This is a genomic window from Sphingomonas sandaracina, assembly GCF_036663695.1.
GTDB lineage: Bacteria > Pseudomonadota > Alphaproteobacteria > Sphingomonadales > Sphingomonadaceae > Sphingomonas.
On record NZ_JAXOJK010000002.1, the window covers coordinates 138,565 to 162,425 of the forward strand.

The window sequence follows — 23,861 nt, forward strand, 5'->3', positions numbered from 1 at the left end:
ATGCCGGAACAAGGCCGGCATGACGATGAGTGTGAGTGGCGCGGTCTATCGCTGCCCCGCCTTGCGCATCGGCATCGCATCGATCGTTTCCTCCAGCCCCGCGGCGGGAAAGGGCTTCGCGCTGCGCAGCTTCTCGCCGCCGTCCTTGCCGATCAGGATCGCGGTGAACGCGGGGGGGAGGCGGTATTTGCGCCGGATCTGCGCGGCCGTGTCGCCTGCGCCGCGGACCTGATCACCCACGACTTCCACAACGGAGAGGTCGCGCGCGTCCGCCCGGGTTTTCCAGACCGCGAGGATGCGGCGCTGCTCGGCAAGCGACGCGTCTTCGGGCGAAGGCGCCGCAACGATCAACACGCGCCGCTCCCACTTCATCTGCGCGATGGTGGGCGAGGCGGCGAGCGCGACAGCGAGGAGGAGGGGCATAAGGAGATAACGCCTTAGCCCTCCTAGTTCTCCCGCGAAGGCGGGAGCCCAGGGTCGCAAGCGCTGCGGGTGGTATCCTGGGCCCCCGCCTCCGTGGGGGAACGAGAAGGGTAGGGCGCTTCCCTTCTCTATTTACCCAAACGCGCGCGTGATCAGATCATCCGTCGAAGGATCGAACGTCTGCCCGCCCTTCTCCGCAGCCTTCGCCATTTCCTTCCCCAGCTCGACCCCGAACTGGTCGAACGAATTGATCCCCAGCAGTACGCCGTTCACGAACACCCGGTGCTCGTAGAACGCGATCAGCGCCCCCAGCGTCCGCGCATCCAGATCGTCCAGCAGCAACGTCGAAGACGGCCGATCGCCCGAATAGCTCCGCGCCGGATCCTCGACCTGCTTGCCCGCCATCAACGCCGCCCCTTGCGCGAACGCGTTCAGCAACAGCGCACGGTGATGCTCCTCGGGCAGCGTGTCGCCCGGCTCGATCGCCGCGACGAACTCGACCGGTACCAGATGCGTGCCCTGGTGGAGCAACTGGAACACCGCATGCTGCGCCTCGGTGCCGACCCCGCCCCAGGTGATCGCCGCCGACGGGCGCCCGAGCGGCTCGCCCTCGACCGTCACTGCCTTGCCGTTCGACTCCATCTCCAACTGCTGCAGATAGCTCGGCAGCAACCGCAACCGCTCGTCATACGCGAACGTCGCGCGCGTCTCGGCCCCGCGAACCTGCGTGTAATACAGGTCGGCGAACGCCGCGAGCGCCGGCGCGTTCTCATGCAGCGCGGCAAGGCGGAAGTGGCGATCCATCTCGGCCGCACCCTCCAGCAGTTCCTCGAACTTGTCCCAGCCCAGCCCGATCGCCGCCGGGAACCCGATCGTCGACCACAGCGAATACCGCCCGCCGACGCTCTCCGCGAACGGCAGGATGCGCGTCTCGTCGACGCCCCATTCCATCGCCTTTTCGGGCGCCGCGGTCAGCGCGACCACGCGGCCATACGGATCCTCGACATTATGCTCGGTCATCCACTGCAGGACGGACTCGGCGTTCATCAGCGTCTCGGTCGTGGTGAAGGTCTTCGAGGCGACCACCAGCAACGTCGCCGCCGGATCGAACTTCGCGAACATGTCCTCCAGCGCGACGCCGTCGACATTGGCGACGATCCCGACGTCGTAGCGCTTGTCGTCACGCCCCAGCGCATCGACCAGCAGCTGCGGCCCAAGTGCCGACCCACCGATCCCGACGTGCAGGATATGCCGCACCGGCCCCAGCGCATCCGCCTCGATCGCATCGATCAGCGTCCGCATCCGCGCGTGGCTCGCCTGCGCGATCGCGACGCTCTCGGGCTTGCCCTCGCCGCGCTCGGCGGTGTGCTCGACCGCGCGGCCCTCGGTGACGTTGACGATCTCGCCCGAGAACATCGCCTGGCGCTTGCCCGACAGGTCCTGCGCCTTCGCCATCTCCTCGAAAGCCGCGATCGCCTCCGTCGTCAGATGCGTCTTCGACCAGTCGAAATGGATGCCCGCGACGTCGAGGCTCAGCTTGGACAGTCGCTCCGAATCTGCTGCGAACAGGTCGGTCAGCTTGGTGGCGGGCAGGGCTTCGAGTCTGGACCAGTCGGCGGTCATGCTACTTCTCCGAATAGACGTGCGCGCCGGTCATGCTGCAAGCGCGAGACCGCGACAACGCTCTTTCGGTGACAGGTATCCCGCATACGCTTGACGACGCGCGCAGGTTGAGCAAACCCGCGAGCATGGCAAAAGACGTGAAGACGAAATCGCAGCGGTCCGAAACGCCCCGTTCTGAAGTGGGCGAGACGTTCCGCTTCCTGCTGAAGCTCGCCGTGGTCGTGCTGATCCTGCGCAGCTTCATCTTCGCGCCGTTCAGCATCCCGTCCGAATCGATGCTGCCCCGCCTCCTTATCGGCGACTATCTGTTCGTGTCGAAGTGGAACTACGGCTATTCGCGCTGGTCGCTTCCCGGCGGCGTGCCGCTGATCCCCGGCCGCATCTTCGGCAGCACGCCGACGCGTGGCGACGTCGTCGTCTTCCGTGCGCCCGAAGTGCTCGACCACGACGTCATCAAGCGCGTCATCGGCCTGCCCGGCGAGACGATCCAGATGCGGCAGGGCACCGTCTACCTCAACGGCAAGGCGATCCCGAAGCTCCGCATCGCCGACTTCACGATCCCGCTGACCGCCAATTTCAACGCCGAAAAATGCGGCGCGCCGTTCGTCGACGTCCTCAAGGGCGTGCAGATCTGCCGCTACCCCCGCTTCCGTGAGACGCTTCCCGGCGGCCGCAGCTACGAAGTCCTCGACCAGGCCGAACTCCCCGACCGCGACGACACCGGGCTCTATACCATTCCCGCCGGCCACATCTTCGTGATGGGCGACAACCGCGACGACAGCGGCGACAGCCGTTTCCCGGCGCCGAGCGGCATGGGCTATGTCCCGCTCGAGAACGTCGAGGGCAAGGCAGTCGTCAACTTCTTCTCCACCGACGGCGACGCCGAATGGCTTAAGCCGTGGACCTGGGTCAGTGCCGCGCGCTGGAGCCGTATCGGGGAAGGCTTTTGAGCGACCTCGCCGGCTGGCTGAAGACGCTCTTCGGCCGCACACCGACCAACCTCGCCCCGTACGAGCGTGCCCTGACTCACGGCAGCCAGGCCGCCGCGAACTACGAACGGCTCGAGTTCCTCGGCGACCGCGTCCTCGGCCTGATCATCGCCGAGTGGCTGTACGAACTGTTCGCCACCGATCCCGAAGGTTCGCTGTCGAAGCGCCTCAACGCGCTCGTGACCGGCCCCGTCTGCGCCGACGTCGCGCGAGAACTCGGCGTCCGCGCGCACCTCAAACTCGGCAAGCAGGCGCGCGACGATGGCGCCAGCGACAGCGACAACGTGCTAGGCGACGTGATGGAGGCACTGATCGGCGCCTGGTATCAGGAAGCCGGCCTCGACGCCGCCCGCACCTTCGTCCGCGGCGCCTGGGGGGATCGCGTCCAAGCCGGCGCAAAAGCCCCCCAACACCCCAAATCCGCCCTCCAGGAATGGGCCGCCGCCCACAACCGCAAGCCCCCCGAATACACCATCGTCGAACGCACCGGCCCCGGCCACGCGCCCAAATTCACGATGCTCGTCTCGGTCGGCAAACTCGCCGAAGCGACCGCGACCGGCTCCAGCAAACAGGAAGCCGAGACCGCCGCGGCCAAGGCGCTACTGGAGAAGCTGGGCTAAAAAGGATTTTTTCGCGCAGAGGCGCAGAGGCGCAGAGGCGCAGAGAGCGCGGAGATGGTGCGATCGGGGCAAGGTAGTGCCCGGCAAGACACCGAGATATTCGGCGGCGTGTTATCGCGGCGGTCAGGCGCCTCATTCGCATCATCTCCGCGTCCTCTGCGCCTCTGCGCGAAACAACTGCCTTCCTAAAACTGCGCTCGACGCGGCGACAGCGCCACAGTTTGGCGGGAATGACGCGACAGCGTTTTATCTGTATGACCGGCCCCGAATATCCCGATGCCGAAAAGAGCCTAAGTGACCGAACCTACTACCCCTGAAATCTCCGCCCCAAAGCATTGCGGCCTCGTCGCCATCGTCGGCGCCCCCAACGCGGGCAAGTCGACGCTCGTCAACGCGCTCGTCGGCCAGAAGGTCGCGATCGTCAGCCCCAAGGCGCAGACCACGCGCGCCAAGCTGATGGGCGTCGCGATCGAAGGCGACACGCAGATCCTGCTCGTCGACACCCCCGGCATCTTCGAGCCCAAGCGCCGCTTCGACCGGGCGATGGTCGCCGCCGCCTGGGGCGGCGCGGAAGGGTCGGACATCATCGCGCTGGTGGTCGACGCGAAGGGCGGGATCGGCGGCAAGGTTACGACGATCGTCGAGTCGCTAATCGGCCGCACCGAGCCGATCTGGCTGATCCTCAACAAGGTCGATCTCGCCGACAAGACCAAGCTGCTGATCCATGCCGAGAAACTGAACGCGCTGCTGCCGTTCGCCGAGACGTTCTTCATCAGCGCCGGCACCGGCGACGGCCTCGCCCACTTCAAGACGCAGCTCGCCAAGGCGATGCCCGAGGGTCCGTGGCACTACCCCGAAGATCAGGTGTCCGACTCGACCGAGCGCGCGCTGGCGTCCGAAGTGACGCGCGAGCAGCTGTATCTCCAGCTCCACGCCGAACTCCCCTACGCGAGCACGATCGAGACCGAGCAGTATATCGAACGCCAGGACGGGTCGTTGGAGATCCATCAGCAGATCCTAGTCGAACGCCCGACGCAACGCGCGATCGTCCTCGGCAAGGGCGGCGTCCGCATCAAGGAAATCGGCGCCCGCTCGCGCATCGAACTCGCCTCGATCACCGGCAAGCCGGTCCACCTGTATCTGCACGTAAAGGTCAAACCCGGCTGGGACGAAGACCGCGAAGTCTACCGCGACATGGGCCTCGACTGGGTCGACTGACCCCAAGCCCGGTCCCGCATCACTGTGTTCCCCCGCGAAGGCGGGGGCCCAGCCTGGACTCCCGCCTTCGCGGGAGAACAATCTGTCCGCCCTCGGTCAGCACCAACCGCGCCCAACCCACAACCACCCCGGCAAAGGCCGGGGCCCAATCGGGGGACGATTCTAACGGCGGAGGGCGCTCAGTTACTCTGACCTGTCCTCTTGGCCCCCGGCCTCCGCCGGGGTGGATGCCGGGTAACTAGCCGAGCACCTCGTCAACCCACGCCGGCACCAACACCCCAGCCGCGCCGATCCGCGTCTCCTCGAAGAACACGCTCCCCATCGACGGATCAAGGTTCAACTCCAGCGTACCGGCCCCGTGATACGCCGCGGTCTGCACGAACCCCGCCGCCGGATACACCGCGCCCGAAGTCCCGATCGACACGAACAGATCGCACCGCGCCAACGCCGCCTCGATCCGTGCCATCTGGTACGGCATCTCCCCAAAGAACACGATGTCCGGCCGCAGCGCCCGAGACCCGCACGCGCCACACACCGACCCCTCGGGCAAAGCGCCCGTCCAGGGCTCGCGCGCACCGCACACGGCACACAAGGCCGATAACAATTCGCCGTGCATGTGCAGCATCCGCGTCGCCCCCGCCCGCTCGTGCAGGTCGTCGACATTCTGCGTGACGATCAGCAACTCGCTGTCCCAGGCCGCGTCCAGCCGCGCCAGCGCATGATGTGCCGCGTTAGGCTCGACCGTCGCCAGAGCCGCGCGACGCAGATCGTAGAACCGGTGCACCAGTTCAGGATCCGCCGCCAGCGCCTCAGGCGTGCACACATCCTCGACCCGGTGCCCCTCCCAAAATCCGCCCGGCCCCCGAAACGTCGCAATCCCGCTCTCCGCCGAAATGCCAGCCCCGGTAAGAACGACGATGTTTCTGATGTCATGCATCAACCTAGGATAAACTGCGTTCGTTATCTCCGGAAAGGGAAGGAAAGCGGACTGGCCGCTTTGGAGCAGCGGCTTGAGGTAAGCGGACATTTGTTGTCGTATCGCAGGACGGTCCCGATCGTTGCGTCGGGCACATCGAGGGAATGAGCGCCGTGGCCCGTCTGGGAGAAACATGATGTCGACTTTGTTAGCTCAGCAGGAAATGCGCCGGTTCCTCGGCAACGAGGACGCTGAGGTGTTGAGCATTAGTGGGCGTTGGGGCGTCGGCAAAACTTATGGTTGGCGTGCGGCGCTCACAGCGGCCCGCGCGGCCGGGAAGCTGCCGCGGGACCGCTACGCCTATGTGTCGGCCTTCGGAGTGCGAAGTATCGATGCGCTTAAGGCTGCGATCTTCCAGTCAACTGTACGGCTCGATGCGCCAACGTTGGAGCCGACGCTACAATCGTTCCAAGAGCTCTTGTCATCGAGCGCAGGCATCAAGACAATTGCCGAGCAGGGCGGCCGCAAAGGCGTAAACGTTTTAAAGACAATCGTTTCTGCGCTCCCTTGGATCGACAAGGCGTCCGACCTGATCGTTCCCGGCGCATCGCTGCTAATCAAGAATCAGATCATATGCATCGACGACATCGAGCGTGCCGGTGAAGGTCTGGCGGTTTCGGATATCTTGGGCTTCGTCTCGTCGCTGCGCGAGGAGAAGAACTGCAAAGTTTTGCTTCTTCTCAATGAGGAGGGCCTGGGCGATGAACGGGAAACGTTCAGGACCCATCTGGAAAAGGTCGTCGATCAGGCAGTACGCTACAGCCCGACACCCGCCGAGTCCGCCGCGGCGGCGCTTGACGACGCGCTTCCGACCGAACGGCTTCTTGCCCAGTCGACCATCAAATTGGGCATTACGAATATTCGGGTGATCGGTCGAATCAAACGCTTTCTGTCATTCGTCGAGCCGATCGTAACACCGCTCCATCCCAACGTTCTGGGCGATACGATCTCAGCGATGGCGTTACTTGGATGGGCCGTTTTCGAGCCGAAGCTCGCGCCTAATATCGAGCATATCAAAAAGCATAGTGGTTATGCGGCGTACCTGCTCAAAGAAGACCCTTCTGAGGACGAAGTGCGCTGGAACACCGTCCTCGATGCCTATGGCTTCACGCACTTCGACGCATATGATGAGATCCTGCTTGCGGGACTTCAGTCGGGCGGGTTCGACGACGAGCGTTTGAGGAATGAGGCCAAGAGGTTGGCCCACGATCAGGATCGCACCGAGATACGCCGGGTGATCACCGAGCCATGGAAAATACTTGGCAGAGGCTTTGCCAATGACGAGGCCGAGTTCAAGAAAGCATTGATTGACTCGCTTGAGGCGCATGCGAAGGACATGAGTTTGCACGACGCTGACAACGTTATTAGTACATTGCGTGAGCTCGACGATGATGCTGAAGCTGATCGCCTCATAGAGCATTATATTCTTCAAAATGCAGGACAAACACGGCAGTTCTTCAATATAGACGAGCATAACCTGCGCCAAGTCCCTGACCAGAAGCTGGCAACGGCGTTCGAAACCAAACGCGACGCGATAAAGCTTGAGCGCGATCCAAAGGAGCTGTTGCTGAAGATCGATCGCGACGCCAGCTGGAACCCTGAAGATATCGAGTTTCTCGCATCCTTGTCCGAGCAGGACTACGTAAACCTGCTGCGCGGGCTGCAAGGGCCTGAATTTCCTCATGTCCTGAAAGCAGCGCTACGCATCGGTCGAATTGTCGATGCCGAACCTGTCTATCGGACGGTCGGAGAGAAGACGATCGCCGCCCTGAAAACAATTGGCGCGGAAAGCCGGCTGAACGCCATGCGCGTTAAACCCTACATTCCGCGTGCGCCAGCCGAACCCGAAGGCCGCGACGCCGGAACGCCCGCGGAAGTAGCGGCCTAAAATCAAATCGTGGGGGCCGCTAGATCAGGCCGGTTTCGGCTGCGAGCATCCCGAACGGGAGCTAAATCAAGCCACCAAGCCAAGAGTTGCAAGTCGGGTATTGGCCAGACCATGCCAAAGTGGAAAGCTATACGAATGGCAGAAGTTGGGCAGCAGTGGAGGGGCTTTGGATGGCGATGTTGTGGGCGAAAGCGGAATGGGGAGGTTAGCTGCCGTTCCCGGAGAAGGCTGGCAGCTGCGAAACGTGCAAATCGCAACTTCGCTTTTCGATGTTGCAGAGCGTCGCGACGGGGAACTGTCGAAGATGGTCCGGGCTGCCTCCAAGATAAAGAGTGCCTGCCTGTTTTGGCGACCAAGGGCCGCTGTAGACATCGCCGGAAGCTAACTTTTGCGGCGATGGTGGACGCGGAACCTGTTGCGATACAAAGTCAATGTAGACACTTGCCTTCGTGTCGTTCCTTACGGCCGTCACCGGGCCGCAACCGGCAAGAATCACTGTCATGACAATAAGCGTCAGTTTGGTGTGGAAGGCCATGTCGCTATGATGCCTCCATGAACGAACGGCGGCAATCGGGAAGCACAAAGGCCGCCTCCAACGGCCAACTTTGGGCGGTTTCTGCCGATCCGGCTTTCCCGACAGGATGGACCAGCCGGTGACAGTCGGTTCGGGTTTCGCTCGGAACCGCTTGAGCCTATAGACACCGCATGACAAAATTACCTCGCGGAGCCAGCACTTCGAAGAAGCCACCTCTCAATGGTTGGCTCGGCATAGGCATCGTCCTTGTCACTATGACGATCTCGTTCTTCGTGGCTTACGCCTACCTGCTCCCGTAAATCCCGCTCGATCAGCCAGCTGCGAATGCCTGCAATTGGGCGAAACCCGTCAACCCATTGCCGCCAAAGCCCACCAGTTTTCGCTGTCCTACACGCGACCTTGGTGTCACGCTCGATTCTCGGTTCTTTCAAACTGTCGATCACAGCCCTGCTGCAAAGTCGACCGTCCTTTGCACGCCGACTGGCCTTCTAGCCCCGTCGCGAACGCGCGCGTTGGTGTGACCTTATCGTAACCTTTGGCCCCCGCCCACTCTGCCAGTCGCGCAACCCCGTCTTCATAAATCGCCGGAACGCGGTTAAGACGCGCGCATCCCCGCATCCGTAAAGGCGCTGCATGACCGTCATCACCGAAGCCGACCTGATCGAAAGCGTCGCCGACGCACTCCAGTTCATCAGCTACTACCACCCGATGGACTATATCCGCGCGCTGGGCGTCGCGTACGAGGCCGAGCAGAGCCCCGCCGCCAAGGATGCGATCGCGCAGATCCTCACCAACAGCCGGATGTGCGCCGAGGGCCACCGCCCGATCTGCCAGGATACCGGCATCGTCACGATCTTCGTCAAATGGGGCCAGGATTGCCGTCTCGATTCGACCCGCAGCTTGCAGGAGGTCGTCGATGAGGGTGTGCGAAAAGCCTATCTGAATCCTGAAAATAAATTGCGCGCGTCGATCCTCGCCGACCCCGCCTTCACCCGCCGCAACACCAAGGACAACACGCCGAGCGTGATGCATGTCGAGATGGTGCCCGGTAACACCGTCTCGATCGATGTCGCGGCGAAGGGCGGAGGCAGCGAGAACAAGTCGAAGTTCAAGATGATGAACCCATCCGACTCGATCGTCGACTGGGTGCTCGAGATGATCCCGCAGATGGGCGCGGGCTGGTGCCCGCCGGGGATGCTCGGCATCGGCATCGGCGGCACTGCCGAGAAGTCGATGATCCTCGCCAAACAGTCGCTGATGGGGTCGATCGACATGGCGCAGCTCAAGGCGCGCGGGCCGAAGAACGACGTCGAGGCGCTGCGGATCGAGATCTACGACAAGGTCAACGCGCTCGGCATCGGCGCGCAGGGGCTGGGCGGGCTGTCCACCATCCTCGACGTGAAGATCTTCGACTGGCCGACGCACGCCGCATCGAAGCCGGTGGCGATGATCCCGAACTGCGCCGCGACGCGCCACGCGCATTTCGTGCTCGACGGCTCGGGCCCGGTGTATCTGGAGGCACCGAAGCTGGAGGAATGGCCCGACGTCAACTGGACGCCGGACAAGGCGGCGATCCGCGTCGATCTCGATACGCTGACGCCCGAAGTCGTGCAGACGTGGAAGCATGGCGACCGCCTGCTGCTCAACGGCAAGATGCTGACCGGACGCGATGCGGCGCACAAGCGGATCAAGGACATGCTCGATGCGGGCGAACCGCTGCCGGTCGATTTCCGAGGTCGCGTGATCTATTATGTCGGGCCGGTCGATCCGGTCGGCGCGGAGGTCGTCGGCCCCGCCGGCCCCACCACCGCCACGCGCATGGACAAGTTCACGCGGATGATGCTCGATCAGGGCCTGCTGGCGATGGTCGGCAAGGCCGAGCGCGGCGGCGATGCCACCCAGGCGATCGCCGAGGCCAAGTCCGCCTATCTGATGGCGGTCGGCGGGGCTGCGTATCTCGTCGCGCGCGCGATCAAGGGATCGAAGGTCGTCGGGTTCGCCGATCTCGGCATGGAAGCGATCTACGAGTTCGAGGTCGTCGACTTCCCGGTGACCGTCGCAGTCGATTCCGCGGGTGAGAACGTCCACCAGCTCGCGCCGCTCGTCTGGCGCGAGAAGATCGCCCGCGAGGGACTGCTCACTCCGGCATGACGACGCGCGCACGCAGAAGGGGGCGTGGGCCCGTCCGGTGGATCCTGGCCGCCTTCCTTCTGCCTGCCGTGGCGATCGTCTACGCGCCGCAGCTGCTCGCGTTTCCGTACAAGCAACGCATCGGCACCGTCACCGTTTATGCCGAGCGACCGATCGATCCGCGGATCGGCAGCGAACTGACGCGTGCCGAGGGATTACTGCGATCGAGCCCGATCTACACCGGACCGATCGCTCGCTCGCTGTTCCTGACGGACGGCGGCTGGCGCTGGCGGCTCTTGGCGGTCCAGTCGCCGGGTGCCTTCGCATTCCGCCGGCCGTTCAGTTCGGCGATCGTCTTCAACCACAGCGACACCGCCGCCGATCGCGTGACGAACGCTCGGCCGATCGGCGGCACCCGAACCCTGTCCGGGGTGATCGCGCACGAGACGACCCACATCATGATCGCCGACCATCTTGGCGAAGTACGTAGCGAGATGCTTCCGACCTGGCAGCAGGAGGGGTATGCGGATCATGTCGCGGGCGAAAGCAGCCTCACCGATGTGGAGGCCGCGCGTCTCCGCCGGACCGATCCCTCAGCCGCGCCCTTGGCCTATTACGACGCGCGGCGACAGGTCGCGGCGGCGTTGCGCGCCAATGGCGGATCGGTCGACACGCTGTTCGCCGGCCGGTGAACGCATTGCGATCGGAACGGAGCCCGGCCTGTCCCGTTGGTACCACCACCCTATCGGAGCGCCCTATCATGCCAAGAACCGCAATCGCCCTCGTGACAGCCTTCGCGCTGGCAACCACCGCCTCGGCACAGACTAGCGCGCCGCAATCGCCATCGACGCAAGATGCTCTGGGCGGGCTTGGCGATCTAGGCGGCCTCGGTGGCCTGCTCGGCGGTGCGTTGCCGAACGTCGGATCGATCGGCGCGGGCAATGCCGCCGGCCTGCTCGGCTATTGCTTGAAGAACAACCTGCTCGGCCAGGGTGGCGCACTGGGCGCACTCACCGGTGGACGGACTACGACGCGGCGAGCGGGCAATTCGACAAATGCGCCTGCCACCGGCGCGCAGTCGATCCTCCAGCGACTGACCGGGCGGCAGGACGTGCAGACGTCGCCAGGCTATGCGGCGGGCCGGGAAGGCGAGGTGCAGGCCCCGAACGGCCAGGCGTTCTCGCTCGACGATCTCGGCGGACAAGTGAAGACGCGGATGTGCAGCATCGTCCTCAATCGGGCGAAGGCGTTCCTGTAAGGAAGAGAATGACGGGATAAGGGTAGCCGAGGCGCAAGTAGCACGGCGGCTAGAGCGGCGGGCATAAGCCACACACTTCGTCGTGCCTATTTCACGTTATCCTGACGAAAGTCAGGATCCAGAATAGCCGGGTACTGCCCTGTGCGATCCTGGATCCTGACTTTCGTCAGGATGACGGCGAGGGCGGTGGGGTGGCATGCATTCGTACCCCTCGGCTGCTTAGGCGTCAGTCTGATGCACGCTCGGTCCTTAGGTCTTCACCATAAGGCAGAACATCAGAGATAACCGGCGCCGCGGGAAAGCTGAACACCCACTCAGCCGCGGCGTGCCAGCTTGAGCAGCCGGAATAGGCTGGGGGCGGCTTCAGCGACTCCTCACGTCCTCAACTCAATATATTGCCGACGTCAACAGCATCTGGACTGACCACTCGGCCAACCAAACACCCTACAAATGAAAAGAGGTTGCCGGGTCGTCTCCCGACGAACCGACAACCCCCTGACATGGTCAGCGGCCGGAGAGCTCCAGCCCGGAGGACCATGCGTACCGCTTCATCCTATGGCCCGCGTGTTGACTGGGAGAGGATACTCCCCACGCCTGCCGACGGCCTTAGCGGTGCGTCCCCCGAACGAACCGAACCGAACTCACTGCTGAACCATGAGACATCGGATCACCTCCTTTCGCTTGTTGAAACAACGCGGCCAAGCCTGACCGCAACGCCAATGTGTGCCGAGCACGCCCGCGATACAAGCCTTGTTTTACGGAAGTTTTCGGCCGATCTTGTCCGACTGCCGCTTCGTCGATGTCAGCCGCGGCAATCCTCGGTAACACGCTCGATTTCGGCCCAGGCGGGCACCACCAGCGGCGGCAATCCGGCCTGCTGGACGACGAACCGCCCGCGACTGAACCCCATCGCCTCTAGCAACGAGTCGTTCGGCCTAAGGGCGGCGGCGACGTAGGGTGGCGTGCCTCCGGTTGGCTGGACGGACACGGCTCGCGTAACGCTCGATGTGCGGATCGTCAGCGGCGTCGGTGTGCTGCCCGCACGCGACAGATAGACCTGACGCGCCGCAGTGTCGCAGCGCAGAGTCAGCGACGCATCGGCATTTGCGGGACCGAACAACGCGATCGAGCCGCGCGCATCGCGGCGATACACCCACGTCCCCGGCGAATACGGCCAGTCGCGCCAGTCTGCGGCGATCGGTACCGGACGCGGCGCCGCAACAGGGGCGGGGGCCACGGCGCGCGGCGGCGGCGGCGCTTCCGCACGAGGCGGCGGGACGCAGCCGGCGATCGAGGCGAGCGTCGCCAGACTGGCAAGTCGCGCTAGAGCGATGGGACTGGCGAGCGATCGGAAGCCGACGAGATGAGGAGACGGAGTGCGCATCGCATTGCTATGCGGCACGCCCGGCTGCTGCTCAAGTACGACGAAGCGGTCTAGGCGGGAACCGCCGCACGGTGATACCGGTTCAGCGACGGAAGAAATCAGGAGAACGTTCATGTCCGACACTGCCGCCCAGACCCCGACCCAGCTGCTCGTCCAGTCGAACATTTCGGGCACGATGAAGGTCGAGAGCCGCGATGGCGATGCTGTCGGCTCGGTCCATGCGTTCATGGTCCACAAGGGCACCGGCCGCGTCACGCATGCCGTTCTCAGCCTCGGCGGCTTCCTCGGCATGGGCAAGAGCTTCTACCCGCTGCCGTTCTCGCTGCTCCAGTTCGACGCCGTCCGCGACCTCTACGTCGTCACGATTGACAAGCGCGTCCTCGAAGGCGGCCCAAGCTGGGCGAACAACGCGCCGGTGTTCGACCAAGCCTATGCCGATCGCGTTGCCAGTTATTACGGGTCGAGCAGCGAAGACCTCGTCGTCGGTTAAGCCGCGCGAGGAATGATCCGGTCGAGCGCATCGGCCTCGTTGCGCTTGACCTCTTCGACGTCGTAACTGACCTGGAGGCGAAGGAAAAACCCGTCTGACATCCCGAAATATCGGGTCAGGCGTGCGTCGATAGAAGGGTCGATGTCCCGTTCGCTTGCTACGAGTTCACGGAGAAGAGCGGGCTCGATCAGAGCGTCCCGAGCGACATCTTCAAACGAAATTTCGCTCCCGATCAGAAAATCCTCGCGCAGGATATCGCCCGGGTGGACGTTGTCCAACCGGTCATCATCCGCGATGGTAATCCTCGATCCGGACATCGTCCAAGCGACCTGCATTTTCTAGCTGGCGAAGTTTGCGTCGGACAGCCTGCTGAACGTCAGGCGGCAGTTTGCGACTCCGCCGTCCGACGGAAACGCGCTCAGTCTCATGATCGAAAAAAACCGCGGATCATAGGCCACCATCAAATAGGCATAGGCGATCCGTTAGTGTCCTGGGGCAGCATAAAGCACGCAAGCGTTATCGCGACCTCGATCCTCCCATTCGCATCTTCTGGCTCTTCCCGTAACGCGTTTTCCGCGTGCCGGGCTTGCCCTCGTTTGACCGCCCCATGACCGGTGCCTTCTGCTGGTCGACCGGCAGGCCCAGTTCCTCGTTCTCCAGCTGGCGGATCTCGTCGCGAAGACGCCCGGCGGTCTCGAACTCCAGGTCACTCGCAGCCTTGCGCATCTGCTTCTCGAGGTCCTCGATATACGCGCGCAGGTTGTGGCCGACCATGTGCGGGCGGTCCTCGTCGATCGGGATCGTCACCTGATCCTGGCTCGCCACGTGCGCGATGATGTCGCCGATGTTGCGGCGGATCGTCGTCGGGGTGATGCCGTGTTCGGTGTTGTACGCGACCTGCTTCTCGCGGCGGCGCGACGTCTCGTTCATCGCGCGCTCCATCGATCCGGTGACGCGGTCGGCGTACAGGATCACGCGGCCGTCGACGTTGCGCGCCGCGCGACCGATCGTCTGGATCAGCGAGGTCTCGGAGCGCAGGAAGCCTTCCTTGTCCGCATCGAGGATCGCGACCAGCCCGCATTCCGGGATGTCCAATCCCTCGCGCAACAGGTTGATGCCGATCAGGACGTCGTAGACGCCTAGCCGCAGGTCGCGGATCAGCTCGATGCGCTCCAGCGTCTCGACGTCGCTGTGCATGTAGCGGACTTTTATGCCCGCTTCGTGCATGTATTCGGTCAGATCTTCGGCCATCCTTTTGGTCAGGGTGGTGACTAGGGTGCGGTAGCCGAGCGCGGTCGTTTTGCCGACTTCGACGATCAGGTCCTGGACCTGTTCCTCGACCGGCTTGATCTCGACGGGCGGATCGATCAGCCCGGTTGGGCGGATGACCTGTTCGGCGAACACGCCGCCGGTCTGCTCCATTTCCCAGCTGCCCGGAGTCGCCGAGACATAGGTCGTCGGCGGGCGCATCGCGTCCCATTCGTTGAAGCGCAGCGGACGGTTGTCGATCGCCGACGGCAGGCGGAAGCCGTATTCGGCGAGCGTCAGTTTGCGACGGTGATCGCCGCGCGACATGCCGTTGATCTGGCCAATCGTGACGTGGCTCTCGTCGACGAACAGCAGCGCGTTGTCGGGGAGATATTCGAACAACGTGGGTGGCGGTTCGCCCGGCATGCGGCCGGTGAGGAAGCGACTGTAATTCTCGATCCCCGCGCAGGAGCCGGTCGCGGCGATCATCTCCAAGTCGAAGTTCGTGCGCTGCTCCAGACGCTGCGCCTCCAGCAGCTTGCCCTCCAGCACCAGCTCCTTCAGCCGCTCGGCCAGCTCGTGCTTGATCGCCTCGCCCGCCTGCTTGAGCGTCGGGCCGGGCGTCACGTAATGCGAGTTCGCATAGACTCGCACCGAATTCAGCGATGCGACCTTTTTGCCGGTCAGCGGATCGAACTCGATGATCTCCTCGATATCGTCGCCGAAGAACGAGATGCGCCACGCGCTGTCCTCGTAATGCGACGGGAAGATCTCGAGCGTGTCACCCTTCACGCGAAAATTGCCACGCTGGAACGCCGCGTCGTTGCGCTTGTACTGGAGCGCGACGAGCTTGCGCACGATCTCGCGCTGGTCGACCGTCGTGCCCTTCTTGAGGTCGAAGATCATCGCCGAATAGGTCTCGACCGAGCCGATGCCGTACAGGCATGATACCGACGCGACGATTATCACGTCGTCGCGTTCGAGCAGCGCGCGGGTTGCAGAATGCCGCATCCGGTCGATCGACTCGTTGGTCGACGATTCCTTCTCGATGTAGGTGTCCGAACGGGCGACATACGCCTCGGGCTGGTAATAATCGTAATAGCTGACGAAATATTCGACCGCGTTGTCGGGGAAGAACGACTTCATCTCGCCGTATAGCTGTGCGGCCAGGATCTTGTTCGGCGCGAGGATCAGCGCGGGCCGCTGGACGCGATTGATGACGCTGGCCATCGTGAAGGTCTTGCCCGAGCCGGTGACGCCGAGCAGCACTTGGTCCTTCTCGCCGTCGCCGATCGCGGAGACGAGTTCGGCGATCGCGGTCGGCTGGTCGCCTGCGGGTTCGTATTCGCTGACAAGGTTGAACCGCTTGCCGCCCTCGACCTTGTCGGGACGCGCGGTCGGGCGGTGCGGCACGAAGGTGTCGCCGGTTTCGGGCTCGGCGAGGCTGGTGCGGATTTGAATGGCCATCGAGGGGGAATATGGGGAACATCGCGTGAGTCGGCAACGGCCGCGGGACCTGTTTGGCCGATGCCAAGTTTAGCTGTTGTTGACCCGTCCGGCTCGCGCCCATAATGCGACCGTTTCGCAAGCCATAAATCCGCCAGCGCCCGCGCGTAGGCCAAGGAATAGACGCATGACCGCCCCGACCGTCGAAGCAACCCGCGCGCCCGCGCTGATCCCCGAGACCCCCGCGTTCCTCAACGCCAAGGTGCTGTGGGTGCGTCACTGGAACGAACATCTGTTAAGCTTCGCGATCGAGCGGCCCTCGACGTTCCGTTTCCGCTCGGGCGAGTTCGTGATGATCGGTCTTCCGCAGGAAGGCGGCAAGCCGATCATGCGCGCCTATTCGATCGCGTCCCCGCATTATTCGGAAGAGCTCGAGTTCCTGTCGATCAAGGTCGAGGATGGCCCGCTGACCTCGAAGCTCCAGCTGATCCAGCCGGGCGACGAAGTGTATCTCGGCAAGAAGCCGACGGGCACGCTGGTGCTCGACGCGTTGCTGCCGGGGAAGCGCCTGTTCATGTTCTCGACCGGTACCGGCCTCGCGCCGTTCCTCAGCCTGATGCGCGATCCTGACGTGTATGCGGCGTACGAGCAGGTGATCGTCGTGCACAGCGTGCGCCGCGTGAGCGATCTTGCCTATCATGACGAAATGGTCGGGCTGCTGGCGGAGGATCCGCTGATCGCCGACGAAGCGCAGACGCAGTTCCACTACATCCCGACCGTGACGCGCGAGCCGTTCCGTACCACGCGGCGGATCGGTGCGCTGATCGAGGATGCGTCGCTGTTCGGCCATCCGGTCCGTGGCGAGCAGAAGCTCAACCCCGAAACCGACCGCGCGATGCTGTGTGGCTCGACCGAGATGATCAAGGAGTTCGCGGTGATGCTCGAGGCGAATGGTTTCGAGGAGGGCGCGAATTCGAAGCCGGGTACGTTCGTGATCGAGCGCGCCTTCGTCGGCTGATGGCGTTGAGCTTTGGGTTCCCCCGCGAACGCGGGGGGCCAGGGATTACTGCACCGTCGCATGCCAGGAGGGTTCGGGCCTGGACCCCCGCCTTCGCGGGGGAACAGCTAGTTGCGTCCCCCGCGTAACCCGCCGATATCGCTCCTTATTCATAAGAGGAGAGACCCATGATCGGTTACGCGACGCTCGGCACCAACGACATCGACTCGGCGCTGGCGTTCTACGACGCGCTGTTCGCGACGGTCGGCGGCAAGCGCCTCATGCAGATGCCCGACGCCCGCCAGTTGACCTTCTACGGCGCGGGCCCCGACAAGCCGATGCTCGTGATCGGCAAGCCCTATGACGGCGCGGCCGCGACCGCGGGCAATGGTACGATGGTCGCGCTCGCGGCGGATTCGCGCGAGCAGGTCGATCAGGTTTACGCCAAGGCGATCGAACTGGGTGCAGCGGACGAAGGCGCTGCCGGCACGCGTGGACCCGAGGAGATGGGCTTCTACGGCGCGTATTTCCGCGATCCCGACGGCAACAAGCTCTGCGTGTTCAAGATGGGGTGAGGTGCGGGCACGATTGAGCATCACCGCGCCGGCAACTGCGGCGGTATCACATCATCACAGGCACTACCCCGACTTAGATACCACCCCGGCGAAGGCCGGGACCCAATTGGAAAGGTGGCAGTAACGAGGGGCTGTTCACCATCAGCAGTCTTCCCCAATTGGGCCCCGGCCTTCGCCGGGGTGGTCGGATGTGTTGCCGGCGTTACCCTTGATCCTCCTTGTTCTCCCGCGAAGGCGGGAGCCCAGTCTGGGTCCCCGCCTTTGCGGGGAAACAGGCTTACTCGGTCGAAGGGGATACCCGACGAACAGCTTCGGGGTGACGGAGAATTTAGCGCAAGTCCCGCACCGTCGGCGTATCGAGACACTGCAACAAAGCCGCCCGAGCCATCGGCGTTACCGTCACCGGCTTTACATACCCCGCAACCTCCGTCGGCCGCCCGATCGTCACGGGCGCGAACCCAGTCTGCCCCGTGCACCGCATCGCCGCCGCCAGCAGTTTCGGCGGCGTATCATACCCCTCGAACGACAGCCGGAACGTCCCCCAGTGAATCGGGATCGCGTGCGCCGCGCCCAGTCGGCGATAGACCTCGACCGCATCGACCGGCCCGATATGGCTCCCCGACTCCATCTGCCCGTCGACGAACCGGAACGCACCGATCGGGATCAGCGCCAGCCGGATCGGCCCCAGCGCCGCCGCTTCGACCGGCCACTGGCCGTCGCCCATCCCGGTATCACCCGCAAAGAACACGTTCCCGCCCGGCAGCGTCACGACGAAGCTCGACCACAGCGCGCGATTGCGATCGGTGAACCAGCGGCTGCCCCAATGATGGTTGCGCGTCACGACGACATCGACGCCCGGCTTGATCGCCACCCGCTGCCCCCAGTCGAGTGCGGTCGCCTTCGCGCCGGTCTGGCCGATCACGCTGTCATTGCCCAAACTCGTGACGATCCGCGGCCGATCGCGCTGCCAGAGCCGCTGCAACGTCGCCTTGTCGAGATGATCGTAGTGATTGTGGCTGACCAGCACGAGGTCGATCCTGGGCAGCGCATCGAACGCGATCCCCGGCCCGGCGACACGACGCGGGCCCGTGCCCAGCGGCCCCGCCTTCTCCGCCCAGACCGGATCGGTGAGGATGTTGAGACCCTGCGTCTGGATCAGCACGCTGGCATGGCCGACCCAGGTCACGACCATCCGTTTGCCCTCGACGCGGGCGGGCGGCGCGATCCGGTTCACCGCGATCGACTTCGGCCACGCAGGTCGCCCATCGCTGCCGGTGAAATAGCGCCAGAAGAAGCTCGCGCGACCACCACCGGCTGGCTGGATCTGCTGCGTGTCGGCGTCGTTGTCGGGATTGGCGAAGTGCGCGCCGTCGAAATGGCCGCTCGCCGGTCCGCGGTAGTAGAGGCGGTCGAGGAAGCGCGGCAGGATCGTCACCGCCAGCGCGACGACCACGACCGCCGGCAGCACGACGCCCCCGACGATCTTCAACACGAGACGCACGCCATTCCCCTATCCGTTGCTGGTCCGTAACGCATCGTGTCGAGCATCGTTCAGACCGCTTGGCGCAGGCCCGCAACGCCGATAGCCTCGCGCCGAAGGGGATTCGCGAAATGCGTAAGTTTATCATCGGGCTATTGCTCGCAACCGCTGTTCCAGCCGTCGCTAGCGCCAAGACGGTCGCGGTCGAGGAACAGTCGATCGACCAGCTCCAGGCGGCGATGACCACGGGTAAAGCGAGCAGCGTTGACCTCGTCCGCGCCTATCTCGCGCGGATCGCCGCGATGGACCGCAAGGGCCCTACTCTCCGCGCCGTCATCGCGCTCAACCCCGAAGCGCTGGTGCAGGCCAAGGCTCTCGACGTCGAACGCAAGGCCGGGCGCATCCGTGGGCCGCTCCACGGCGTGCCGGTGCTGATCAAGGACAATGTCGAGACCGCCGACGCTATGCCGACCACGGCCGGCAGCCTCGCGCTGAAGGATAACATGACCCGCCGCGACGCACCCGTCGTGGCGCAACTCCGCGCTGCGGGGGCGGTGATCCTGGGGAAGACCAATCTCAGCGAATGGGCGAACATCCGCTCGACGCGGTCGATGAGCGGCTGGAGCGCGGTTGGTGGCCTGGTCAAGAACCCCTACGCGCTCGACCGTACCGCGTGCGGATCGTCGAGCGGCTCGGGCGCGGCGATCGCGGCGAGCTTCGCGGCGGCCGCGATCGGGACGGAGACGGATGGTTCGGTGGTGTGTCCGTCGTCGATCAACGGGCTGGTCGGGTTGAAGCCGACGCTGGGCCTCGTCAGCCGCACGCATGTCGTACCGATCAGCCACAGCCAGGATACGGCGGGGCCGATGGCGCGCAGCGTCCGCGATGTCGCGACGCTGTTCTCGGCGATGATCGCGGCCGATCCTGCCGATGCCGCGACCGCGGGGGCAGGGGCTTACAAGCGCGACTATGCGGCGGGGCTGTCGACCAGCGCGCTGTCGGGCCTGCGCATCGGCGTGATCCGGCCGGAGATGACCGCGGACCTTGCCGCGAAATACCAGGCCTCGCTTGATGTGCTGAAGGCTGCGGGCGCGGTGCTGGTCGAGGTGAAGCAGCCCAAGCTCGACGGGCTCGGTGAAGCGGAACTGCTGGTGCTCCAGACCGAGTTGAAGGCCGATCTCGACACCTATCTCGCGACCACGCCAGCGGCGGCCCGCACAAGGACGCTCGATCAGGTCATCGCGTTCAACAAGGCCAACGCGGCGACCGAAATGCCGTTCTTCGCGCAGGAGACGTTCGAGGCTGCGGCGAAGACCAAGGGGTTGAACGATCCGGCGTACAAGGCAGCGCGCGCGAAATCGCTGCGGCTGGCGGGTGCGGAGGGGATCGACGCGATGCTCAAGGCAGCGGGGGCGACAGTGCTGGTCGAACCGGCCTACGGCCCGGCATGGCTCAGCGAACCGGTGTACGGCGATCAATATGGCGGCCCAAGTTCGAGCGGACTGCCGGCAGTCGCAGGGTATCCGAACCTGACCGTGCCGATGGGCCTCGTCCGTGGGTTGCCGGTCGGGCTGTCGTTCATCGCGACGAAGTACAGCGATGCGACCGTGCTGGGGGCCGGCTATGCGTACGAGCAGCGGGCGAAGGCGCGGGTTGCGCCAAAGTATCTTCCGACCGCCGACGTCGGGGCGGGGATGGAGGCTGCTCGCTAGTATGACCCGGCTGGTCTACTAGCCGCCAAACCCCAATGCCGCACACGGCCCGTCATCCTGACGAAAGTCAGGATCCAGAGCCAGGAGGTCCGCACTGCGTGACCCTGGATCCTGACTTTCGTCAGGATGACGGCGAACTGGCAGTCCGCTTCGCGAAATTCCACTGCCACAGCATCAGCAACGGCACGACCACCGTCTCCATCACCAACCCCAGCACATGCCCCTGCGACGGCACGCCGACGGCCATTAATGAAATTCCGCGCGATACGCCTCCAACGAAGATCAACCCGCCAAGCAGCCGAAACCGCGGCCCCTTGCGCTCGATATCCGGGATGCAGCTTAAAAACCCCGACCCGGTCGCGAAGAAAATCCCCGAGATGTACCGGAAATGGCTGTCCAGATCGCGCGGCACCTCGGCCAGATGCCCGAACGGTGCCGGCCCGTGCAGCACGCCCTGGCCGCCAACGATCAGCGGCAACAGGCACGCGACCGCGATCACCGCTTGCAGCAGGCGTTTCTCGATCACAACAGGTCCTTCAGCAATTCAGGCCGGATCCGGAAGGCTCTCAACGACATCCTGACCTCGAAAATGAACGAAACCAGCGCCGCGATCAGCAGGATCATCGCGAGGATGAAGCACAAGGCTACCGCCGTGCCGAAATGAAGCTTGGCGAGCTCGGCGATGAACAGCAACGCGATCAGGACGCAGGTCATGATCGCGCTCGACACCGCGAGGAACAAGGCGGCGTTGATGATCGTCATCCGCCGATCGAGCAAACGCAACTCCCAGCCGTAGCGGGTCCGTTCGACAGCCGAGAAATTGGGGTGCAGCTGCTCCAGCTTGCGCGCCCGGTCGATGACCCGCGAAAGGCGTCCCGCCAGCACGTTCAGCAGCTGGCCGATGCCTGCAAGCATGAATACCGGGGCCAGCGAGAGCTGGATCGTCTGGGCGATGGTCGAAATGGCGGGGATCGTCGGCATGGCGACACCATGGTGGGGAATGCCCGGTTGCAAAAGGGGGCGATTGCAAAAGAGGATGCAATCGTAACCTTTCGCGCGGTATCTGGCTGGCAATGTCCAAGCCGATGCTCCTGGCCGACTTCGTCCGGCTGCCTCCCATCGTCCGCGGCGACGTTGTCGAGGGGCTTGCCGCCGCGATCGACATCGTCGCTGAGCGCGGCGCGCAGAGCCACCGCTTCCTCCGCTTCGGCTGGTACGCGGCGGCCCTCGCAGCGTATGGAGGACGGGCGCGCACGCTGGTCGTCGAACAGGATGACGCGCCGGTCCTGACGCTGCCGTTCATACATCGCGGCCCCGCCATGCTGCGGCTGGCTGCAATCCCCGGATGCTATTGGCCATTTCGCAGCTTCGGCCTGGCGCTGGAAGGCAGCGAGATCGTACTGAAAACCGCCTTGTCGACGCTGGCGGGGCATTTGAACGGCCTGCGCATCGGCCCAGTCTACGACACCGACCCTGCCGTCGCCCCACTGATCGCAGCCGCCCGCGCCAACGGCTGGACCGCGATCGATCGGCCGATCGGCGATAGCTGGGCGATCGACCTCCATCCCGTCGTCGACGGCCAGCCTTGGCCGCGCAATTCGACGCTGCGCAAAAACCGTTTCCATGAAAAGCATCTTGCCGAGCATGGTGTACCCGAATGGCGTTTTCTGTCCGGCGGCGATTGGCCCGCGGCGTTCGACACGCTCGGCACCATCGAGGAGACGAGCTGGATCGCGCACGCGACCGATCGCACGGGCATGAAGTTCACCCGCGATGGTCACCGCGCCTTTTGGCAGGCCGCCGTCGCCGACCCGGTTCTGGCCGACATGTTCCGCGCCGCGCTGCTCAGCGTCGACGGCAAGCCCGCCGCCTTTTCATTCGATGTCGACACAGGCGACCTGCTGTACGCCATCGCCAACAGTTATGATCCACGCTTTGCCAAGCAGTCACCGGGCAAGCTGCTCTATTGGCGCAACATCGCCGCCGCGCTCGCTCGGGGAACGCGCCGCATCGACTGGGGCGTCGGCGACGGCGGCTACAAGCGGCTGATCGGCGCGCAGATCGATGCGCCGGTCCGCGATTGGATCCTGCTCAGGCCGGGCTTGCCGGCGCAGGCCGGGCGGCTATTCGGTTGGCTTTGGCGCCGAAGCGGGCGTCACACCCGCAGGTAACGGTAATACCAGACTTCGTGACCTTGCCGTCGGGCTTTGCGTTCGTACCGGGTTTCGGGCCAGTCGTCGGGGCGCGTCAGGAAGTCGTGCGGCGTTTCCGCCTGCCATTCGAAATCGCGGCGCGCGTTCATGATCATCATCGACCAGCGGCAATAGGTCGGGTCGTCGGTGCCGAGGCGGAACTCGGCGCCGGGCTTCAGCTTGGCGGCGATGGTGTCGAGCGGACCGTGATTGACCATGCGGCGCTTGGCGTGCCGCGCTTTGCGCCACGGATCGGGATGCAGCAGGTAGAGCCGATCCAGGCTGGCGTCGGGCAGGCGCTCGATCACCTCCAGCGCGTCACCCATATGCAGGCGCACGTTGGTCAGCGCGCCGTCGCGGATGTGCGCGAGCGCGCCGACGACGCCGTTGAGAAAAGGCTCGCAGCCAATGAAGCCGATGTCGGGGTTCATCATCGCTTGCCCGGCAAGATGCTCGCCCGCGCCGAAACCGATCTCGACGTGCAGGGGGCGATCTTCGCCGAACAAGGTCATCGCATCGATAAGCCCTTCTTCGGGCACGGACAGGTCGGCGAGCGTCTCCTCGACAAGCGCGGCCTGGCCAAGGCGCAGCTTGTGGCCCTGGCGACGGCCATAGAGGCGACGGATAACTGAAGGATCGTTCATCGCCGCGCGCTCTAGCGGGCGATTGGCCCGGAG

Annotated in this window: 23 protein-coding genes; 12 read left to right on the forward strand and 11 right to left on the reverse strand. The window is 64.3% G+C overall.

The features are described 5' to 3' along the window. Positions 1 to 45: 45 nt before the first annotated feature. Positions 46 to 423 carry a DUF4174 domain-containing protein gene (locus U1707_RS05970; protein ID WP_332799185.1) on the reverse strand — a complete coding sequence of 126 codons (378 nt, stop codon included), beginning with the start codon at positions 421 to 423 and terminating at the stop codon, positions 46 to 48. A 132-nt stretch (positions 424 to 555) separates the two neighbouring features. Further along, complete coding sequence (gene pgi / locus U1707_RS05975) at positions 556 to 2,046, reverse strand: glucose-6-phosphate isomerase (RefSeq protein WP_332799186.1); 1,491 nt, start codon at positions 2,044 to 2,046, stop codon at positions 556 to 558. 125 nt (positions 2,047 to 2,171) lie between these two features. Here pgi and lepB point away from each other — a divergent pair, with 125 nt between their 5' ends. From lepB to era, 3 genes are all read left to right on the forward strand, one after another. Beyond that, a complete protein-coding gene (gene lepB / locus U1707_RS05980) occupies positions 2,172 to 2,996 on the forward strand; it encodes a signal peptidase I (protein WP_443025659.1) in 825 nt (274 codons plus the stop codon). Next, on the forward strand, positions 2,993 to 3,655 hold the full coding sequence (rnc, locus tag U1707_RS05985; RefSeq protein ID WP_332799188.1) for a ribonuclease III: 663 nt from the start codon (positions 2,993 to 2,995) through the stop codon (positions 3,653 to 3,655). The genes lepB and rnc overlap by 4 nt, the downstream gene beginning before the upstream one ends. A gap of 294 nt (positions 3,656 to 3,949) precedes the next feature. After that, complete coding sequence (era, locus tag U1707_RS05990) at positions 3,950 to 4,873, forward strand: GTPase Era (protein WP_332799189.1); 924 nt, start codon at positions 3,950 to 3,952, stop codon at positions 4,871 to 4,873. A gap of 238 nt (positions 4,874 to 5,111) precedes the next feature. On the opposite strand, the gene U1707_RS05995 is transcribed toward era, so the two are convergent. Beyond that, on the reverse strand, positions 5,112 to 5,810 hold the full coding sequence (locus U1707_RS05995) for an NAD-dependent deacylase (RefSeq protein WP_332799190.1): 699 nt from the start codon (positions 5,808 to 5,810) through the stop codon (positions 5,112 to 5,114). Between the two features lie 172 nt (positions 5,811 to 5,982). On the opposite strand from U1707_RS05995, the gene U1707_RS06000 reads away from it, so the two are divergent. Then, a complete protein-coding gene (locus U1707_RS06000; protein ID WP_332799191.1) occupies positions 5,983 to 7,737 on the forward strand; it encodes a hypothetical protein in 1,755 nt (584 codons plus the stop codon). A 205-nt stretch (positions 7,738 to 7,942) separates the two neighbouring features. Here the strand turns inward: U1707_RS06000 and U1707_RS06005 are convergent, their stop codons facing one another. Then, complete coding sequence (locus U1707_RS06005; protein WP_332799192.1) at positions 7,943 to 8,272, reverse strand: hypothetical protein; 330 nt, start codon at positions 8,270 to 8,272, stop codon at positions 7,943 to 7,945. Between the two features lie 633 nt (positions 8,273 to 8,905). On the opposite strand from U1707_RS06005, the gene U1707_RS06010 reads away from it, so the two are divergent. From U1707_RS06010 to U1707_RS06020, 3 genes are all read left to right on the forward strand, one after another. Continuing rightward, positions 8,906 to 10,423, forward strand: a complete 1,518-nt coding sequence (locus U1707_RS06010) for a fumarate hydratase (protein WP_332799193.1) — start codon at positions 8,906 to 8,908, stop codon at positions 10,421 to 10,423. Further along, on the forward strand, positions 10,420 to 11,094 hold the full coding sequence (locus U1707_RS06015) for a hypothetical protein (protein ID WP_332799194.1): 675 nt from the start codon (positions 10,420 to 10,422) through the stop codon (positions 11,092 to 11,094). The genes U1707_RS06010 and U1707_RS06015 overlap by 4 nt, the downstream gene beginning before the upstream one ends. A gap of 68 nt (positions 11,095 to 11,162) precedes the next feature. Then, positions 11,163 to 11,660 (forward strand): DUF2501 domain-containing protein, encoded by a 498-nt coding sequence (locus U1707_RS06020; RefSeq protein WP_332799195.1) that lies wholly within the window; start codon positions 11,163 to 11,165, stop codon positions 11,658 to 11,660. 802 nt (positions 11,661 to 12,462) lie between these two features. On the opposite strand, the gene U1707_RS06025 is transcribed toward U1707_RS06020, so the two are convergent. Continuing rightward, positions 12,463 to 13,044 (reverse strand): hypothetical protein, encoded by a 582-nt coding sequence (locus U1707_RS06025; RefSeq protein WP_332799196.1) that lies wholly within the window; start codon positions 13,042 to 13,044, stop codon positions 12,463 to 12,465. Between the two features lie 112 nt (positions 13,045 to 13,156). Between U1707_RS06025 and U1707_RS06030 the strand changes: the two genes are divergently transcribed. Beyond that, positions 13,157 to 13,534, forward strand: coding sequence for a PRC-barrel domain-containing protein (locus tag U1707_RS06030; protein WP_332799197.1), 378 nt, complete (start codon positions 13,157 to 13,159; stop codon positions 13,532 to 13,534). Here U1707_RS06030 and U1707_RS06035 read toward each other — a convergent pair. Together U1707_RS06035 and uvrB are read right to left on the reverse strand one after the other, a co-directional pair. After that, the gene (locus U1707_RS06035; protein ID WP_332799198.1) at positions 13,531 to 13,812 is read right to left on the reverse strand and encodes a HigA family addiction module antitoxin; all 282 of its coding nucleotides are present in this window, start codon (positions 13,810 to 13,812) and stop codon (positions 13,531 to 13,533) included. The two genes, U1707_RS06030 and U1707_RS06035, sit on opposite strands and share 4 nt — an antisense overlap. A gap of 238 nt (positions 13,813 to 14,050) precedes the next feature. Continuing rightward, complete coding sequence (uvrB, locus tag U1707_RS06040; protein ID WP_332799199.1) at positions 14,051 to 16,249, reverse strand: excinuclease ABC subunit UvrB; 2,199 nt, start codon at positions 16,247 to 16,249, stop codon at positions 14,051 to 14,053. A gap of 166 nt (positions 16,250 to 16,415) precedes the next feature. Here uvrB and U1707_RS06045 point away from each other — a divergent pair, with 166 nt between their 5' ends. Together U1707_RS06045 and U1707_RS06050 are read left to right on the forward strand one after the other, a co-directional pair. After that, entirely contained in the window at positions 16,416 to 17,246 is an 831-nt protein-coding gene (locus U1707_RS06045) for a ferredoxin--NADP reductase (protein ID WP_332799200.1), read from the forward strand. A gap of 167 nt (positions 17,247 to 17,413) precedes the next feature. Beyond that, positions 17,414 to 17,800 carry a VOC family protein gene (locus U1707_RS06050; protein WP_332799201.1) on the forward strand — a complete coding sequence of 129 codons (387 nt, stop codon included), beginning with the start codon at positions 17,414 to 17,416 and terminating at the stop codon, positions 17,798 to 17,800. 328 nt (positions 17,801 to 18,128) lie between these two features. Here the strand turns inward: U1707_RS06050 and U1707_RS06055 are convergent, their stop codons facing one another. After that, positions 18,129 to 19,292, reverse strand: a complete 1,164-nt coding sequence (locus U1707_RS06055; RefSeq protein WP_332799778.1) for an MBL fold metallo-hydrolase — start codon at positions 19,290 to 19,292, stop codon at positions 18,129 to 18,131. Between the two features lie 119 nt (positions 19,293 to 19,411). On the opposite strand from U1707_RS06055, the gene U1707_RS06060 reads away from it, so the two are divergent. After that, complete coding sequence (locus tag U1707_RS06060; protein ID WP_332799202.1) at positions 19,412 to 20,992, forward strand: amidase; 1,581 nt, start codon at positions 19,412 to 19,414, stop codon at positions 20,990 to 20,992. 121 nt (positions 20,993 to 21,113) lie between these two features. Here U1707_RS06060 and U1707_RS06065 read toward each other — a convergent pair whose 3' ends face one another. After that, the gene (locus U1707_RS06065) at positions 21,114 to 21,518 is read right to left on the reverse strand and encodes a DUF4345 domain-containing protein (RefSeq protein WP_332799203.1); all 405 of its coding nucleotides are present in this window, start codon (positions 21,516 to 21,518) and stop codon (positions 21,114 to 21,116) included. After that, the gene (locus U1707_RS06070; RefSeq protein ID WP_332799204.1) at positions 21,515 to 21,973 is read right to left on the reverse strand and encodes a DUF2721 domain-containing protein; all 459 of its coding nucleotides are present in this window, start codon (positions 21,971 to 21,973) and stop codon (positions 21,515 to 21,517) included. Before U1707_RS06070 ends, U1707_RS06065 begins: the two co-directional genes overlap by 4 nt. Positions 21,974 to 22,065: 92 nt before the next feature. Here U1707_RS06070 and U1707_RS06075 point away from each other — a divergent pair, with 92 nt between their 5' ends. Further along, entirely contained in the window at positions 22,066 to 23,163 is a 1,098-nt protein-coding gene (locus U1707_RS06075) for a GNAT family N-acetyltransferase (RefSeq protein WP_332799205.1), read from the forward strand. Here the strand turns inward: U1707_RS06075 and trmB are convergent. Then, entirely contained in the window at positions 23,148 to 23,828 is a 681-nt protein-coding gene (gene trmB / locus U1707_RS06080; protein WP_332799206.1) for a tRNA (guanine(46)-N(7))-methyltransferase TrmB, read from the reverse strand. The genes U1707_RS06075 and trmB overlap by 16 nt on opposite strands. Between the last annotated feature and the right edge of the window lie 33 nt (positions 23,829 to 23,861).

Coding starts and splice junctions, on each gene's coding strand:
- U1707_RS06005 (WP_332799192.1), bottom strand. CDS start 8,272: ATGGCCTTCCACACCAAACTGACGCTTATTGTCATGACAGTGATTCTT.
- trmB (WP_332799206.1), bottom strand. CDS start 23,828: ATGAACGATCCTTCAGTTATCCGTCGCCTCTATGGCCGTCGCCAGGGC.
- U1707_RS06075 (WP_332799205.1), top strand. CDS start 22,066: ATGTCCAAGCCGATGCTCCTGGCCGACTTCGTCCGGCTGCCTCCCATC.
- U1707_RS06025 (WP_332799196.1), bottom strand. CDS start 13,044: ATGCGCACTCCGTCTCCTCATCTCGTCGGCTTCCGATCGCTCGCCAGT.
- U1707_RS06050 (WP_332799201.1), top strand. CDS start 17,414: ATGATCGGTTACGCGACGCTCGGCACCAACGACATCGACTCGGCGCTG.
- U1707_RS05995 (WP_332799190.1), bottom strand. CDS start 5,810: ATGCATGACATCAGAAACATCGTCGTTCTTACCGGGGCTGGCATTTCG.
- U1707_RS06015 (WP_332799194.1), top strand. CDS start 10,420: ATGACGACGCGCGCACGCAGAAGGGGGCGTGGGCCCGTCCGGTGGATC.
- U1707_RS05970 (WP_332799185.1), bottom strand. CDS start 423: ATGCCCCTCCTCCTCGCTGTCGCGCTCGCCGCCTCGCCCACCATCGCG.
- U1707_RS06060 (WP_332799202.1), top strand. CDS start 19,412: ATGCGTAAGTTTATCATCGGGCTATTGCTCGCAACCGCTGTTCCAGCC.
- pgi (WP_332799186.1), bottom strand. CDS start 2,046: ATGACCGCCGACTGGTCCAGACTCGAAGCCCTGCCCGCCACCAAGCTG.
- U1707_RS06010 (WP_332799193.1), top strand. CDS start 8,906: ATGACCGTCATCACCGAAGCCGACCTGATCGAAAGCGTCGCCGACGCA.
- U1707_RS06020 (WP_332799195.1), top strand. CDS start 11,163: ATGCCAAGAACCGCAATCGCCCTCGTGACAGCCTTCGCGCTGGCAACC.
- U1707_RS06045 (WP_332799200.1), top strand. CDS start 16,416: ATGACCGCCCCGACCGTCGAAGCAACCCGCGCGCCCGCGCTGATCCCC.
- lepB (WP_443025659.1), top strand. CDS start 2,172: ATGGCAAAAGACGTGAAGACGAAATCGCAGCGGTCCGAAACGCCCCGT.
- U1707_RS06030 (WP_332799197.1), top strand. CDS start 13,157: ATGTCCGACACTGCCGCCCAGACCCCGACCCAGCTGCTCGTCCAGTCG.
- U1707_RS06000 (WP_332799191.1), top strand. CDS start 5,983: ATGATGTCGACTTTGTTAGCTCAGCAGGAAATGCGCCGGTTCCTCGGC.
- uvrB (WP_332799199.1), bottom strand. CDS start 16,249: ATGGCCATTCAAATCCGCACCAGCCTCGCCGAGCCCGAAACCGGCGAC.
- U1707_RS06070 (WP_332799204.1), bottom strand. CDS start 21,973: ATGCCGACGATCCCCGCCATTTCGACCATCGCCCAGACGATCCAGCTC.